Annotated in this window: 14 protein-coding genes; 11 read left to right on the top strand and 3 right to left on the bottom strand. The window is 73.0% G+C overall.

Annotation, left to right across the window (positions count from 1 at the left end):
• Positions 1–5 precede the first annotated feature (5 nt).
• The 7 genes from FZ103_RS12560 to FZ103_RS12530 all read left to right on the top strand — a co-directional run bounded on the left by FZ103_RS12560 (position 6) and on the right by FZ103_RS12530 (position 6,968).
• Positions 6–632, top strand: a complete 627-nt coding sequence (locus tag FZ103_RS12560; protein ID WP_343233497.1) for a 4-carboxy-4-hydroxy-2-oxoadipate aldolase/oxaloacetate decarboxylase — start codon at positions 6–8, stop codon at positions 630–632.
• Positions 629–1,393: an ABC transporter ATP-binding protein gene (locus FZ103_RS12555; RefSeq protein ID WP_156001256.1), complete on the top strand. Its 765-nt coding sequence runs from the start codon at positions 629–631 to the stop codon at positions 1,391–1,393. Before FZ103_RS12560 ends, FZ103_RS12555 begins: the two co-directional genes overlap by 4 nt.
• Entirely contained in the window at positions 1,390–2,241 is an 852-nt protein-coding gene (locus FZ103_RS12550; protein WP_222936719.1) for an ABC transporter permease, read from the top strand. The genes FZ103_RS12555 and FZ103_RS12550 overlap by 4 nt, the downstream gene beginning before the upstream one ends.
• Positions 2,238–3,284 carry an ABC transporter substrate-binding protein gene (locus tag FZ103_RS12545; protein WP_222936717.1) on the top strand — a complete coding sequence of 349 codons (1,047 nt, stop codon included), beginning with the start codon at positions 2,238–2,240 and terminating at the stop codon, positions 3,282–3,284. Before FZ103_RS12550 ends, FZ103_RS12545 begins: the two co-directional genes overlap by 4 nt.
• A 153-nt stretch (positions 3,285–3,437) precedes the next feature.
• Positions 3,438–3,932 carry a MerR family transcriptional regulator gene (locus FZ103_RS12540; RefSeq protein WP_156001252.1) on the top strand — a complete coding sequence of 165 codons (495 nt, stop codon included), beginning with the start codon at positions 3,438–3,440 and terminating at the stop codon, positions 3,930–3,932.
• Positions 3,933–3,947: 15 nt separating this feature from the next.
• Entirely contained in the window at positions 3,948–5,510 is a 1,563-nt protein-coding gene (locus tag FZ103_RS12535) for a carbamoyltransferase C-terminal domain-containing protein (protein ID WP_156001249.1), read from the top strand.
• A gap of 117 nt (positions 5,511–5,627) precedes the next feature.
• Positions 5,628–6,968 (top strand): phytase, encoded by a 1,341-nt coding sequence (locus tag FZ103_RS12530; RefSeq protein ID WP_156001246.1) that lies wholly within the window; start codon positions 5,628–5,630, stop codon positions 6,966–6,968.
• Positions 6,969–7,026: 58 nt separating this feature from the next.
• Here FZ103_RS12530 and FZ103_RS12525 read toward each other — a convergent pair whose 3' ends face one another.
• On the bottom strand, positions 7,027–8,100 hold the full coding sequence (locus FZ103_RS12525; protein ID WP_186356208.1) for an alkene reductase: 1,074 nt from the start codon (positions 8,098–8,100) through the stop codon (positions 7,027–7,029).
• Between the two features lie 112 nt (positions 8,101–8,212).
• Here FZ103_RS12525 and FZ103_RS12520 point away from each other — a divergent pair, with 112 nt between their 5' ends.
• Positions 8,213–8,614: a MerR family transcriptional regulator gene (locus FZ103_RS12520; protein WP_186356207.1), complete on the top strand. Its 402-nt coding sequence runs from the start codon at positions 8,213–8,215 to the stop codon at positions 8,612–8,614.
• 87 nt (positions 8,615–8,701) lie between these two features.
• Here FZ103_RS12520 and FZ103_RS12515 read toward each other — a convergent pair whose 3' ends face one another.
• A complete protein-coding gene (locus FZ103_RS12515) occupies positions 8,702–10,132 on the bottom strand; it encodes a glycoside hydrolase family 16 protein (RefSeq protein ID WP_156001240.1) in 1,431 nt (476 codons plus the stop codon).
• A gap of 466 nt (positions 10,133–10,598) precedes the next feature.
• Between FZ103_RS12515 and FZ103_RS12510 the strand changes: the two genes are divergently transcribed.
• Together FZ103_RS12510 and FZ103_RS12505 are read left to right on the top strand one after the other, a co-directional pair.
• Entirely contained in the window at positions 10,599–11,600 is a 1,002-nt protein-coding gene (locus FZ103_RS12510; protein ID WP_186356206.1) for a LacI family DNA-binding transcriptional regulator, read from the top strand.
• Between the two features lie 307 nt (positions 11,601–11,907).
• Positions 11,908–12,858 (top strand): sulfite exporter TauE/SafE family protein, encoded by a 951-nt coding sequence (locus FZ103_RS12505; RefSeq protein ID WP_156001237.1) that lies wholly within the window; start codon positions 11,908–11,910, stop codon positions 12,856–12,858.
• A 75-nt stretch (positions 12,859–12,933) separates the two neighbouring features.
• On the opposite strand, the gene FZ103_RS12500 is transcribed toward FZ103_RS12505, so the two are convergent.
• Positions 12,934–13,902, bottom strand: a complete 969-nt coding sequence (locus FZ103_RS12500; protein ID WP_186356205.1) for an SDR family oxidoreductase — start codon at positions 13,900–13,902, stop codon at positions 12,934–12,936.
• Between the two features lie 246 nt (positions 13,903–14,148).
• Here FZ103_RS12500 and FZ103_RS12495 point away from each other — a divergent pair, with 246 nt between their 5' ends.
• Positions 14,149–14,601, top strand: coding sequence for a DUF2231 domain-containing protein (locus FZ103_RS12495; RefSeq protein ID WP_156001232.1), 453 nt, complete (start codon positions 14,149–14,151; stop codon positions 14,599–14,601).
• The last annotated feature ends 29 nt before the right edge of the window (positions 14,602–14,630 follow it).

Below are 14,630 nucleotides of genomic sequence, written 5' to 3'. Positions count from 1 at the left end.
CAGCCGTGGCCGAGCTCGCCGAGGCGGGCGTGGCCACCGTCTACGAGGCGGCCGGGCGCAGGGGACTGCTCGACATCGACGTCGAGCCGCTGCTGCCCGGAGCCCGGGTGGCCGGCCCCGCCCGCATCGCGCTGTGCGGCCAGGACGACAACCGGGCCGTGCACGAGGTGATGGCCGGCCTGCAGCCGGGCGAGGTCCTGGTGCTGACCATGCCCGAACCGCGCCCGGTGGCGCTGTTCGGCGACCTGCTCGCCACCCAGGCCAAGGCCCGCGGCGCGGCGGGGGTGCTGGTCGACGCCTCGGTGCGCGACGTGGCCGACCTGCGGGAGATGGGGCTGCCGGTGTGGACGCGCTGGCGCCGGGTCCGCGGCGCGACCAAGGACGTCCGCGGCTCGATCGACGTGCCGGTACGCATCGGCGGCACCGCTGTCGCCCCGGGTGACGTCATCGTGCTCGACGACGACGGGGCGGCGGTGGTCCCGGCCGAGCGGATCGCGCCCACGGTGGAGGCGGTCAGGCAGCGCATCGCCAAGGAGGACGGCCTGCGGGAGCGCTGGCGCGCGGGCGAACTGAGCTACGACGCCTACGGCCTGCGGGCCCAGGACGAGACGGCGGGCGGAGTCCGGACATGAGCACGCTTTTGGACGTACAGGGCCTGACCAAGCAGTTCGTCAAGGACGACACCGGGATCGTCGCCCTGCGCGACTTCAACCTCCAGGTCGAGAAGGGCAGCTTCGTCACCATCCTGGGGCGCAGCGGCTGCGGCAAGTCCACCGCCCTCAACCTGCTCTCCGGCCTGATCCGGCCCACATCCGGCACGGTGACCTACCACGGCAGCCCGATCACCGGTCCCCGGACCGAGATCAGCTACCTCACCCAGAGCGACACCCTGATGCCCTGGCGCGACGTGCGCCGCAATATCGAGATGCCCATGGAGATCAGCGGTGCGCCCGCCCAGGAGCGGCGGGCGCGCGCCATGGACCTCATCGAGCGCGTGGGGCTGACCGGGTTCGAGCGCCACTACCCGCGCGAGCTCTCCGGCGGCATGCGGCGCCGGGTTAGCCTGGCTCGGATGCTGGTCGGCGACCCCGAGACCCTGCTGATGGACGAGCCGTTCGGGGCGCTGGACGCCCAGCTGCGCACCGACCTGCAGGCCGAGCTGCTGCGCCTGTGGCAGGACAGCGGCCAGACGGTGGTGTTCGTGACCCACGACATCGAGGAGGCGCTCCTGCTGGGCGACCGCGTCGTGGTGCTGGGGCTGCGCGGACGCTGCGTCCTCGACCGCGAGATCGACCTGCCGCGCCCGCGGGACCCCGACGAGCTGCGGGTGGAGTCGAACTTCGTCGCGCTGCACCGGGAGATGACCGAAGCGCTGCGAAAGGGGGCGAGATGAGCACCATGACCGAATCGCCGAAGACCGACTCCGCCGGCCGGGCCGATGTCGTGGCCCTGCAGCGCTCCTGGTGGGAGCGCAACGGCCGCACCACCTCCATCTGGAGTGCCCGAATCGCCCTGATCGCGGGCCTGATCGCGGTATGGCAGCTGGCCGCCGGGCGGATCTTCGACCCGAGCTTCACCAGCAGGCCCAGCGACATCTGGACCCGCCTGGTCGAGTGGAACGCCGACGGCACCCTGTGGATGCACTCCTGGATCACCCTGCAGGAGGTCGTCTACGGCTACGCCCTCGGCTCGGCCGGCGGTGCGCTGCTGGGCTTCGTCCTGACCTCCCTGCCGACCGTGTACCGGGTGCTGGACCCCTTCATCATGGCGCTGTACGCGATCCCGAAGGTGGCGCTGGCGCCGCTGTTCATCGTCTGGTTCGGCATCGAGATGGACATGAAGATCCTGCTCGCCGCGGTGACGGTGTTCTTCCTGGTCTTCCTGAACACCGCCGCCGGGGTGCGCGAGGTCGACCGCGGGCTGATCGACGCGGTGCGGCTCATGGGCGGCGGGCCCCGCGACATCGCGCTGAAGGTGGTGCTGCCCGCGTCGATGACCGGGATGCTCACCGGTCTCAAGGTGGCGATCCCCTATGCGCTGATCGGCGCGGTGATCGGTGAGCTGGTGGCCTCCAACCGGGGCCTGGGCTACCTGATCAGCAACTCCGCGGCGCAGTTCGACACCGCCGGGGTGTTCGCCACCCTCGTGGTGCTCAGCGTGATCGCCGCGATCCTCAATTTCCTCGTCGGACTTCTCGACCACCGCGTGAGCCGGTGGAAACCAGCGGAGGCACGGACATGACAATCACGACCACGGCGCGCCGGATGCGCGCGACGGCGGCGGCCGGTGCGCTCTCCGCCCTGATGATCGCCACGAGCGCATGCGCCGGCGGCTCCTCCGACACCCCCGACGGCGTGCTCAACGTCGGCCAGATCAGCGACTCCGTCGCCTTCTTCCCGCTGTATGTCGCCGAGGAGCGCGGCTACTTCGAGGACGAGGGCCTCAAGCTCGGCGAGCGGCCGCGCATGGGCACGGGCGCCAAGCTGGCGGCCGCCCTGCAGTCGGGCAGCATCGACCTGGGCGCGGGGGTGCTGACCGACGCCCTGAACCTGTACGGCAACGACGACTCCACCGAGCTGGTGGCCAACCTGGTCGAGAAGTACTACGTCGACATCGTCGTCAGCGAGGACTTCGACGGCCCGTCCGCCGACGCGCCGCTCAAGGAGCGCATCGCCGCCCTGGAGGGCAAGAACATCGGCATCACCGGCCCCGGAAGCGGGACCGAGGCGCTGGTCGCCTACGTCTTCCAGCGCAACGGGCTCGATCCGGCCACCGACGCCAAGCTGGTCAACCTCGGCGCCGACCCCTCCGCCGCACTGGGTGCGCTGGAGTCCGGCCAGGTGGACGCGCTGTCGTTCTTCCAGCCGGTGCCCCAGCAGGCCGAGGCCACCGGTGTGGGCACCACCTACATCTCCCCCTCGCGCGGCGACATCCCCGGGTTCGAGCACACCGCCCACGGCGTCGTGTTCAGCACCCGGGCCGTACGGGAGGACAAAGCCGAGGAGGTCGAGGCCTTTCAGCGGGCCATCGAACGCGCCAACAAGGACATCCGCGAGGACCCGAAGATCCAGGAGCTGCTCGCCAGCTACATGGAGGGCATCGACGAGCAGGCCCGCGAGGAGCTGGTGCCCATCATGCGCGAGCAGGTGCCGCCGGGGATCGGGTTCTCCAAGGACTCCGTCGAGACGGCCCTGGAGTTCCACACCTCGACCGGCCTCGTGGAGAACCCGCCCGGCTACACCGAGATCGTCCCCAAGGACCTCCGCGCCGAGCCCGCCGCCTAAGAGCCCCCATCCCCTCCCCGCCCGCCTGCGGTCCCGACCGCGGGCGGGCGGCTCGCGGGCCGCGCCCCCTCGGGCGAGCACCGGCCCGCCACCTGCGACAGCGGTAGGGCCAAGCGGCGATTGACCGCGGACGACTCGGGTAGCCGCGGGCTCATGCGCCACAGCCCGGACAGACCCGACACCGACCCCGGACCCGAGGACCCCGACGGCGAAGATCGGCCGGTCCCGCTGCCCAAGCGCGGCGGGGGCCGGGCGCAGGCGGCTCTTCCGGGGCGGCCCCACCCCGGAGCGGTGGCGTGCTCGGCCGTGGTGGCGGCGGCCATCAGCGGGGTGCCGGCCGCGGAGCTGAGAGTCTATGAGAACCGCGGGCTGATCGCCTCGGTGCGCGGCCCGGCAGGCGGCCGCGGCTACCCGCCGCGCGACGTCGAGCGCGTGCTCGCCGTCGCCGAACTCCGCGAGCAGGGGCTCGACCTGACGCTGGTCAAGACCGTCCTCACCGACGAGTCCGGACCCGGCTCCCTCGGCCGGGGCCGCCGCGGCGCGGCCCGCGAATCCGCCGTGCCGGCCGCCGCCACATACGGTTTCCCCAGGGCAACCGCTTGCGGCCGCGCCCCCGGGGCGGCGCGGCTGCCGGACATCGGACGCTGAGACAGGGGAGTGTGCATGCTCATCGCCGCGTTCAAGCCCGGCCACGACGGGTCCGTCGCCGTCGTCGAGGACGGCGTGCTGGTGGAGTCGCTGGAGGCGGAGAAGGACTCCTTCCCCCGGCACTCCCCGCTAACCCCCGCGGCCCTGTTCGACAACGCCGAAAGCCTCGACCGCCTCCCCGACGTGTTCGCACTGGGCGGCTGGCAGAGCGGGAAGGCGCCCATCGGCGCCGGCTACCACGGCACGGCCGCGCCCGTCCGGCACCGGAGGCGGTTCTTCGGCCGCCAGGCGGAGATGTTCTCCTCCTCCCACGTCCGCTCGCACATCATGATGGCGGTCGGCATGGCGCCGCGGCCGGAGCCGCCCCAGGCGCAGGTGGTACTGGTATGGGAGGGCGTCACCGGCGCGTTCTACCTGCTCGACGAGGAGTTCCGCATTCAGCGCGAGCTGCCCGTCCTGGAGCAGCCCGGCGCCCGCTACGCCTTCCTGTTCGCCCTGGCCGATCCCACGTTCCCCGACGAGGGTGCCGTCCCCGACCTCAGCGACAGCGGCAAGCTGATGGCCCTCGCCGCCTACGGCGACGCGGAGTCCGCCGGTGCCGAGACCGTGCGCACCGTCGAACGGATCCTGCAGACCCCCACCATCTACCCGGCGCCCAAGGGCGCCTTCGCCGACAGCCCCGTCTACAACTCCGGTGTGCGCTCGCAGGTCGCGGTGGACGCCGCGGCGCTGCTCAGCGACCGCCTCTTCGACACGTTCTTCCGCATGGCCAAAGAGGAGCTGCCGCCCGGCCTGCCGCTGCGGATCTCCGGCGGCTGCGGGCTGAACTGCGAATGGAACGCGCGCTGGCGGTTCGACGGGCACTTCTCCTCGGTGTTCGTGCCACCCTGCACCAACGACTCCGGTTCGGCGATCGGCACCGCCGCCGACGCCCAGCTCGCGGCGACCGGCGATCCGCACATCGACTGGAGCGTCTACAGCGGCCGGGAGTTCGTCTGGGACCGCGACCCCGACGGCGCGCGCTGGCACCGGCGCTCCGCGGACCTGCGCGGGATCGCCGACGCACTCGGCTCCGGCCGCGTCGTGGCCTGGGTGCAGGGCCGCTGGGAGATCGGCCCGCGAGCCCTGGGCAACCGCTCGCTGCTGGCGGAGCCGCGCGACCCGGCCACCAGAGACCGGCTCAACCGCATCAAACAGCGCGAGGACTACCGCCCAATCGCCCCGTGCTGCCGCGTGGAGGACACGGCCGCGGTCTTCGCCCACGACTTCCCCGACCCCTACATGCTGTACTTCCGGGAGTTCCGCACCGCGGAGTACGGCGCGGTCACCCACGTGGACGGCTCCGCGCGCGTCCAGACGGTCGGCACGGACACCAACCCGCGCCTGCACGCCCTGCTCAGCGCCTTCGCGGAGCGCACCGGCGGGCCGGGCATGCTGTGCAACACGTCGCTGAACTTCAAGGGGAGCGGCTTCATCAACCGCATGTCCGACCTGGTGCGCTACTGCGAGGACCACGGCGTCGACGACATGGTGGTGGGGGAGACCTGGTTCCACCGCACCGCGCCCGACCGACGCTGAGCCGACGGGGGAGGAGGGGCGGCGCCGCGGGCGTGCCGGGAGCAGCCGCGCCCGCGTTCTCCGGAAGTTCGCGGTCCGGCCACCCGGCACACGCCGCCGTGGGCGAGGATCGCGCTCATGCGCCTCACCCTCACGGCACTCACCGCGATCGCGCTCCTCGGCCCCCTCGCACCCGCCGCCGCGGCGGAGGAAGCCGAGCCCGCCCGGAAACGGGGGACCGGGCCGGCCGTGGTGACGACCGACAACGAAACGCCCCCGCTGTATGACGACGAACAGGGCGGCAACGCCTCCGGCGACGACCCGGCGATCTGGGTGCACCCGAGCGACCCGGGCCGGAGTCTCGTGCTGGCGACCGCGAAAGAAGGCGGCCTGCGGGTCTACGACCTGGACTCCGAGGAGATCCAGTCCATCGCGGCCGCGCCCGCACCGGGCGACGACGGTGTGGACGGCCGCTACAACAACGTCGACATCGCCACCGGCATCACCGTCGGCGGGGAGACCGCCGACGTGGCCGTCGTCTCGGACCGCTACAACGACCAGCTGAGGTTCTGGACCATCGACCCGGCCGGAGCGGCCGCCGAGGCGCCGCTGACCGAGGTCACAGCGCCCGGCCAGGACTTCCTGTTCAACCCCGACCGCAAGGCCGTCGCCGAGGAGCGCACCGCCTACGGAGTCGCCGTCTGGCAGCCGAACGCCGACGAGGCCTACGCGGTGGCCACCCAGGCCGACGAGACCTCGATCGCCACCGCCCGGATCGTCCCTCGCGGCGGCACCGTGGGCTACACCGGGATCGAGACGATGGACCTGCCCGCACGCTTCGAGCTGCCCGACGGCACCGTGTGGCGGCCCTGCGGCGAACCGGGGACGCGTCCGCACCTGGAAGGGGTGGCGGTCGACCAGCGCACCGGCACGCTGTTCGCCGCCCAGGAAGACGTCGGGCTGTGGCGGATCCCGCTGCCCCTGGGCTCGGGCGATCCGGTGCTCGTCGACAGGGTCGCCGGCTTCGGCGTCCCCGCCACGTACAACCCCGCCACCGACGAGTGCGAGCCCGACGACCCCGACGCCCCCTCCTACGGCGGGACCAACCTGACCGCCGACGCCGAAGGAGTCGGCATCTACTACGGACCCGGCCGAACCGGCTACATCCTGGTCTCCAGCCAGGGCGACGACCGGTTCGCGGTCTACACCACGCAGGGGCGGAACCGCTCCCTGGGCACCTTCCGGGTCGCCGGCGACGGGGTCGACGACATCCACGGCTCAGACGGGCTCGCGGTCACCAACCGAGCCGTCGGCGACTACACCCGCGGCCTGCTGGTCGTGCACGACGAGCCCGAGTCCGGCCCCGACACCGACCCGGGACGCGATGCCACCGGCTTCTCCTACGTCGACTGGGGGCGGGTCGCCGACGCGCTGCGGCTGAAGACCGACACCACCGCGGGCAACGCTCCCGCCGCCTAGCAGCGCCCGCGCCCCGGGCGACCCGGTGGGCCGCGGCCCCCGCCGCGGCCCACCGAGGTCAGGCCGTGTACTGGTAGGCCGGGTAGGTCAGATAGCCCCTGTCGCCGCCCTGGTAGAAGGTGTCCTCGTCGACGGGAGCCAGGGGGACCCCGGTGCGCAGGCGTTCGACCAGGTCGGGGTTTGCGATGAAGGCGCGGCCGAAGCTGATGAGGTCGGCGCCCAGGTCGAGCCAGCGGTCGGCCTCGGCCCGGCCGGTCTGCTTGGGGCCCATCGGAACCGACGGGTTCACGACGAAGGTCCCGGGCCAGGCGCGGCGGAGCCCGACCAGCACCTCTTCGTCGGCGGTGGCCTCCAGGTGGATGTAGGCCGGTTGGAGCCGGGCCAGCTCGGCCAGGAGCGCGGCGTAGAGCTCGGGCGTATCGTCCTCCTCCACGCCCCAGAACCCCCCGCCCGGCGAGAGCCGGATGCCCGTCCGGGCCGCGCCCACGGCGTCGACGGTCGCGGACGCCGCCTCCACGGCGAAGCGGATCCGGTTGGCGATCGAGCCGCCGTAGCGGTCGGTGCGCAGGTTGGCGTTGGACGACAGGAACTGCGAGATCAGGTAGCCGTTGGCGCCGTGCAGCTCGACGCCGTCGAAGCCGGCGTCGACGGCGCGGCGCGCCGCCGCCGCGTAGGCCAGGGCGTGCTCGGGCACCTCGTCGGTGTCCAGGGCGCGCGGGGCCGGCGCGGGCTGCGGGCCGGTCGGGGTGAAGACCTCGCCGACGGCCGAAACGGCCGAGGGCCCGACCGGCCGCATGCCGGTGGTGTCGGGGTGCGAGACCCGGCCGCCGTGCATGATCTGGGCGAAGATGCGCCCGCCGTTGGTGTGCACGGCGTCGGTGACCGGCCGCCACGCGGCGACCTGGTCGTCGGTGTGCAGGCCGGGGGTGCCGGGGTTCGACTGCCCGATCAGGCTCGGCTGCACGCCTTCGCTCACGATGAGCCCGGCACTCGCCCGCTGGGCGTAGTACGCCGCCATCGACGGTGTCGCCAGACCGCCGGCGGCGGCGCGGACCCGCGTCATGGGAGCCATGACCACCCGGTTGGGCAGCGCCAGGTCGCCGAGCCGATAGGGGTGGAAGAGTGTGGGCACGGGGTTCTCCTTCCCGATGGTGCCCGGCCGTCGGGCACTGCGCTTAAGCTAGAACCTGACATCGGTGTCAGAGGCAAGTCGCTGTGCCGCAGCTCATAGCGGGGAGGAACACGTGCGTATCGGGGAGCTCGCGAGGCGGACCGGAGCCAGCGTCCGGTCGCTGCGGTACTACGAGGAGCAGGGGCTGCTCGCCAGCGCCCGCAGCGCCAGCGGGCAGCGGCACTACACCGAGGACCAGGTGGCCCGGGTGGAGTTCCTGCAGCGGCTCTACGCCGCGGGCCTGTCCAGCAGGACCATCGCCGAACTGCTGCCCTGCGTCGACCGGCCCAGCGAGGAGAACTCCGAAGCGGCCCTGGAGCGGCTGAGCCGGGAGTGCGAACGGCTCTCCGCGCACATCGAGGGGCTCATCAGCACCCGCGAATCGCTCCAGCGGCTGCTGGAGGAGACCCGGGCGCACGAGGACCGGCGGCGGCGGATGGCGGCGGGGGAATCCGCCGCGGCGGCCGGAGGCTGACGGCGCGAGCGGGGTCTGGGGCCGGCCCGGACCGGGGGGACGGCCGGCGCACCGCCCTCGGTGCGGGCGGCGCGCCGGCCAGCGGGGTCAGGACGTGGAGAACGTGAACCAGTTCAGGTTGACGAAGTCGGCCGGCTGGCCGCTTGAGAACGTCAGGTAGACGGTGTGCGTGCCGGTCACCGCGCTCATGTTCGCCGGAACGGTGCGCCAGCTCTGCCAGCCGCCGGTGTTGGCCACGGCGAAGCTCGCGACCGGTGCGGCCGTGGGGCTGTCCAGCCGGACCTCGACCAGGCCGCTCACACCCGCGGCCGCGCCGGAGGCCACGCGGGCCTTGAACTGGTGCGCGGCGGTGGAGCCGAAGTCGACGCCGTCGAAGCGGAGCCAGTCGCCGTTTGCGATCCGGGCGACGTTCTGCCCGCCTCCGGTATCGGAGGTCGTCTCCAGAGCCGTCCCCGACTGCGCCTGGTAGTCCTCGCCCTGGATGGTGGAGCGGGCGTCCACGCCCCCACCGCCGCCGTCGTCGCCACCGCCGTCGTCGCCACCGCCGTCATCACCGCCGCCCGAGGCGCTTTCCCACACGGCGACGTAGTCGACGAGCATGGAGGCGCCCGGCTGGGTGGCGGCGGTGGGGGTGGCGCTGCCCTGCACCCCGTCGGGGAAGGCGCCGCCCATGGCCACGTTGAGCAGGATGAAGTAGCCGGCGTGGCTGGTCATGTCGTTCCACGCCGAGGCGCCGATCTGTTCCTCGGTGACGCTGTGGTACTGCTGGCCGTCGACGTACCAGCGCAGCTCGCTGGTGGAGCCGCTGCGGTCCCACTCGAAGCGGTAGGTGTGGTAGCCGGACTGGCAGCTCGAGTCGGGGCAGGCCCGGCTGGCGCCCAGGCCCTGGGTCTCGTTGCACGGTCCGCCGGGGGTGACCCCGCAGTGCAGCACGCCCCAGGCCCGGTTCAGCCCGTTGACGTTCTCCATGATGTCGAACTCGCCGACGGCGGGCCAGTTCCAGTAGTCGCCGCGGTAGGGCGAGCCCAGGGCCCAGAACGCGGGCCAGTAGCCGAGCGCGGCCTCGCCGGTGATCTCGGGCAGGTGGATCCGGCCCTCGATGCGCAGAGTGTTCCCGTCAGCGGGCTTGAAGTCGGCCCGCCGGGTCTCGATCCGGGCGGAGGTCCACTGCCCCGACGCGTCGCGCCGGGGGGTGATGCGGAGGTTGCCCTGCCCGTCGAGGCCGAGGTTCTCGGGGTTGTCGGTGTAGGTCTGCACCTCTCCGGTGCCCCAGTTCGCCGGTCCTCCGGGGTAGGAGGTGCCGGTGTCGACGATCCAGTCGTCGGAGTCGGGCAGGCTCCCGGCCTGGCCCTCGAAGTCGTCGCTCCACACCAGGTTCCAGCCCTGCGGATCGGGCGGGACGTCGGCGTGAGCGGGGCCCGCCGCCGCACCCGACGCGCCGATGGGCAGCAGGAGTGCGGCGAGCGCGGCGAGGATTCTGCGCGGACGTCTGGACCGGGGGGATCGGGGGGTCTCCATTCCGACCTCTTTTCCGTGCGTCAGGGGGATGTGCTCGGGGAGTCGCAGGCCGTCGGACCCGGCTGCGCCGGCGGAACCGGGCGCGACCCCTGCGGTGAGAGAGCGCTCTCTCACTCAACGAACATGACACAACCGCCGCCGACGGGCAAGGCGGGGAAGGCGTCCGGATCCCCCTCCGGAACCCGCCGGCCGGCGGGTTCCGGAGGGGGACGCGGCAGCGCGGTGTGCGCGCGCCGGCGCCGCCTGTTCCTTCCGCACCGACGCCCCCTGCTGGGATGATGAGGCGAAAGCGCCGCCGGCGAAGGGGGCGCGCCCGAGCGCGACGCGACCGGTTGCGGCCGTCGCTTCCCCCCTCTGGCCGGGGGACGCCGCCTGTCGGGCTGCGCTACCGTAGCCGATCGGCACCGCGGATGCGCCTGAGAGCGCTCTCTTCCGCGGTCGAAGGGCTGTGCGGCAGGGAGGACAAGTGGATACCAGGCGCCCCACTCTGGAGGCTGTGGCGGCTCGCGCGGGGGTGTCGCGCGCGACGGTCTCCCGCGTCGTCAACGGCCAGACCACCGTCGACGCGCAGATCCGCGACGCCGTGCTGCGCGCCATCGACGAGCTGGGATACGTGCCCAATTCGGCGGCGCGCAGCCTGGTCACGCGGCAGACCGATTCCATCGCCCTGGTCGTCTCCGAGCCCCCCACGCGCGTGTTCTCCGACGATCCCCTGTTCTCCCTGGTCGTCCGCACGGTGAGCAGCGAGCTTGAGGCCGCCGGCAAGCAGGCGGTGCTGATGCTGGCCGGCTCGCAGCAGGCCCAGGAGCGGGTGGAGAGCTACGTCTCCGGCGGGCACGTGGACGGGGTCATGCTCCTGTCCATGCACGGTGCCGACCCGCTGCCGATCGCCCTGTCCCGCATGTCGGTTCCGGCGGTGTCCTACGGGCGGCCCGCCGCCGCGGTGCCCCTGCCCCACGTCGACAACGACAACGTGGGAGGGGCCGAGCAGGCCGTGCGGCACCTGCTCGCCGCGGGCCGCCGGCGCATCGCCGCCATCGCCGGGCCCCAGGACATGACCGCGGGACAGGACCGGCTCATCGGGTACCGCGACGCACTGCGGGCCTCCGACCGCCGCTCGATCGTGGCGGTCGGGGACTTCACGCGGGCCTCGGGAGCCGCGGCGATGCGCCAGCTCCTGGAGGACGATCCCGCACTCGACGCGGTGTTCGCCGCGAACGACCTGATGGCCATCGGCGCCCTGCAGGCGCTGCGCAAGGCCGGGCGCCGGGTGCCCGACGACGTCGCCGTGGCGGGGTTCGACGACATCGAGGCCGCGAGCTTCGCCGATCCGCCGCTGACCACGGTGCGCCATCCGGTCGTCGAGCAGGCGACGGCCATGGTCAGGATGGTGCTCACGCCGCCCGCCGAACGCGAGAGCGACCGCGTGGTCCTGCCCACCGAGCTCGTCGTGCGCGACTCGGCCTGACTCGACCGAGCGGCCCTGGAGCGGCGAAGGGACGGGCCGCGCGGGAGCGCCGATCCGGATCGGCGTATTACACCTAAAAACCTACTTGTTTTGTGGGGAAGAAATCCGCATCATGGTCGGGTAGGGCGGCCCGCCAGGCGCGGTCGCCGGGTCGGTGTGCCGCGCTGCCGCGCGTGCGGTGCCGAACGCGGCGGACGGGCGAGGGCGGGTGCGGCCCTATTCCATACTAAAAAAGTAGGATAAGTGGAGTGGCAGGCCGCCGCCGTTGCGGTCCGCCCTCGGCTTTCCCCCGGTCAGGAGGGCTCGCTTGCGCACCGTCATCCTTCTCGGCATCGCCGGGCTCGTCGCCCAGTTCGTCGACGGCAGCCTCGGCATGGCCTACGGCGTCACCTCGACGACCCTGCTCCTGCTGTTCGGCACCAACCCGGCCGCCGCCTCGGCCACCGTCCACCTGGCCGAGATCGGCACCACGCTGGCCTCCGGGGCCGCGCACTGGCGCCTGGGCAACGTCGACTGGACCGTCGTGCGGCGCATCGCGCTGCCGGGGGCCGTCGGCGCCTTCGCGGGAGCGACCTTCCTCAGCCGGTTGTCCACCGAGGCGGCGAAACCGGTCATGGCGCTGCTGCTGCTCGCGCTGGGCGTCTACATCCTCGTCCGCTTCACCGCCTGGGGGACGCCCCGGCACCGGCTGGGCAAACCGCTGCACCGGCGCTTCCTCGTGCCCGTGGGCCTGCTCGGCGGGTTCGTCGACGCCACCGGCGGGGGCGGATGGGGGCCGGTGGGGACGCCGGCGCTGCTGGCCAGCGGGCGCATCGAGCCCCGCAAGGTCGTGGGGTCCATCGACACCAGCGAGTTCATCGTGACACTGGCGGCCAGCCTCGGCTTCCTCGTCGGCCTCGGCTCGGCCGGGATCAACGTGGCATGGGCCGCCGCGCTGCTCGTCAGCGGGGTGATCGCGGCTCCGCTGGCGGCATGGGTCGTGCGGCACGTTCCGGCGCGGATCCTCGGGTCGGTCGTCGGCGCTGTCATCGTGCTGACCAACACCCGGACGCTGATGGACGCGGAGATCGTCTCCGCTTCCGGAGCGGTGCAGGCCGCCGTCTACGCCGTGGTCTGGGCGAGCTGGATCGCGGCTGTGGCCTGGTCGGTGCGCGCCCACCTCACCGAGCGCCGCGGCGGTGGCGTCGGCTCCCCCGAGGCCTCGCCGCGGGAAGCCCCGGCCCGCAGCACCGAGGAGGCGCCCGGCCCCCGCGGGTGAAAGCGCAGGCGGCCGAACCGCTCACCGGGTCTGCGGGACGGAGTGTCCCGGCAGCACGGCGCGCGGGGGTCGCGCTCAGCGCCGGATCCGGCGGACGCCCGCAGCGGCGATCCCGCCAACCACCGCAGCGGCGGCGAGGCGGCGCGCGGCCGTGCGGCGCCGGCCGTGCCAGCCCCCGTGGACGCTCCCGGTGCCGGGGGTCGACCGGTACAGGTTGCCGGAGCCGGCGGCCGCGGACTCCCCGTGCGACAGGTGGAGGCGGTCGGTCAGCGTCTGCATGAGCCGTTCGCTCAGCCCCGGGGCGGCCTTGTGCAGGGCGATCAGCCCGCGGCCGGGGCCCACGGCCGCTTCGCGGCGCGGCACGCGCACCAGGCCGACGATGATGTGGGCCACGTGCTCCGGCGTGTAGATCGGCGGCATCGCATGCACCCTGCGCCCCGTGTAGTTCGCGGCCTGCTCGAAGATCGGGGTGTCGATCGTGGGCGGCAGCACGCTGCACACGTGGACGTTGGAGGCACCCTCAAGCCGCAGTTCCTGGCGGAGGCTGGAGCTGAGGCCCCGGATGCCGGACTTCGTGGCGCAGTAGGCGTGGGTGTAGGGCTGGGCGATCACACCCAGCAGCGAGGAGACGTTGACCAGGACGCCCTTGCGCCGGTCGCGCAGATAGGGGAGGGCGGCTCGGGCACCGTGGACGTAGCCCATCAGATTGGTGTCCACCACCCGGCGGAAATCCTTCAGCGGTACCTCCGAGAAGCGTCCGAACATGGTCACCGCCGCAGCGTTGACCCACACGTCGATACCGTCGAACCGGTCGGCCGCGCGCCGCGCGAGCGCCTCGACGGCCTCGGGGTCGGTGACGTCCGTGGGGACGGCGAGGGCCTGCCCGCCGCGGCTGCGGCACTGCCGGGCGACCTCTTCCAGTGCTTCCTCGCGCCGGGCGGCCAGGACCACCGACGCCCCCTTGCCGGCGAGGGCGAGGGCGGTGGCCCGGCCGATACCGCTTGAGGCTCCGGTGATGACGACGACGCGATCCTTGACTCGCACGATCCCCAGATCCCTCCGACGGCGGCGTCTCAGACGGCATCCACGGGGCCGTCGCTACCCCCGCCGTTTCCGGGCAAACGATGCGCCCCAACGCCGCCTGCCGCCGGAGCACCCTCGACCCGAGGCCGGCTCGGCCGGGAGCCGCGGCTGAGGGCGCAGCGCCGCTCCCGAGCACGCATCCGCCGTGCGGGCGGTTAACTCGTTCGGCGTCCCGGGTAGCGGCCCGTTGCGCGGAAGGAGTGGTCAATGAGTCACGAGCCGACGCCCAGCCGTGCGGCGATCAAGGGGCACCCCATCCATCCGATGCTGGTTCCGCTGCCGATCGGCATGGTCATCGCCGCCCTGGCCGCGGACATCGGGTACCTGGCCGAAGGCTCGCGGGCCTGGGCGCTGGCCGCCACGTGGCTGGTGGGCGCTGGCCTGTTCAGCGGCCTGATCGCCGCCGTGCCCGGGTTCGTCGATTTCCTCGCCAGCCGCACGATCCGCCGGCACCCCTCGGCCCTGCGCCACGGCGCAGCCAACGGCATCGTGGTGGTGCTGCTGCTGGTCTCCTTCCTGCTGCGGCTGCCCGATCCGCAAGCCGCGGTCCTGCCGTCGGGACTGATCCTCACCGCCCTCAGCACGGCGATCCTCGCCTACTCCGGCTGGCTCGGCGGCGAGTTGTCCTACCGGCACATGTTCGGCGTCAACCCTCGCTAGCGCTGCACTCGCCGGCTGCCACCGGCCGC

The sequence above is a fragment of the Streptomonospora sp. PA3 genome, assembly GCF_009728995.1.
Taxonomy (GTDB): Bacteria; Actinomycetota; Actinomycetes; order Streptosporangiales; family Streptosporangiaceae; genus Streptomonospora.
Note: the sequence above shows the minus strand (reverse complement) of the source record. Positions and strands in the feature narration are given on the sequence as shown.

What these genes read in the sequence shown, in the direction of transcription:
- FZ103_RS12555 (WP_156001256.1), top strand. Translation starts at nt 629, where the DNA reads ATGAGCACGCTTTTGGACGTACAGGGCCTGACCAAGCAGTTCGTCAAG.
- FZ103_RS12550 (WP_222936719.1), top strand. Translation starts at nt 1,390, where the DNA reads ATGAGCACCATGACCGAATCGCCGAAGACCGACTCCGCCGGCCGGGCC.
- FZ103_RS12545 (WP_222936717.1), top strand. Translation starts at nt 2,238, where the DNA reads ATGACAATCACGACCACGGCGCGCCGGATGCGCGCGACGGCGGCGGCC.
- FZ103_RS12540 (WP_156001252.1), top strand. Translation starts at nt 3,438, where the DNA reads ATGCGCCACAGCCCGGACAGACCCGACACCGACCCCGGACCCGAGGAC.
- FZ103_RS12535 (WP_156001249.1), top strand. Translation starts at nt 3,948, where the DNA reads ATGCTCATCGCCGCGTTCAAGCCCGGCCACGACGGGTCCGTCGCCGTC.
- FZ103_RS12530 (WP_156001246.1), top strand. Translation starts at nt 5,628, where the DNA reads ATGCGCCTCACCCTCACGGCACTCACCGCGATCGCGCTCCTCGGCCCC.
- FZ103_RS12515 (WP_156001240.1), bottom strand. Translation starts at nt 10,132, where the DNA reads ATGGAGACCCCCCGATCCCCCCGGTCCAGACGTCCGCGCAGAATCCTC.
- FZ103_RS12495 (WP_156001232.1), top strand. Translation starts at nt 14,149, where the DNA reads ATGAGTCACGAGCCGACGCCCAGCCGTGCGGCGATCAAGGGGCACCCC.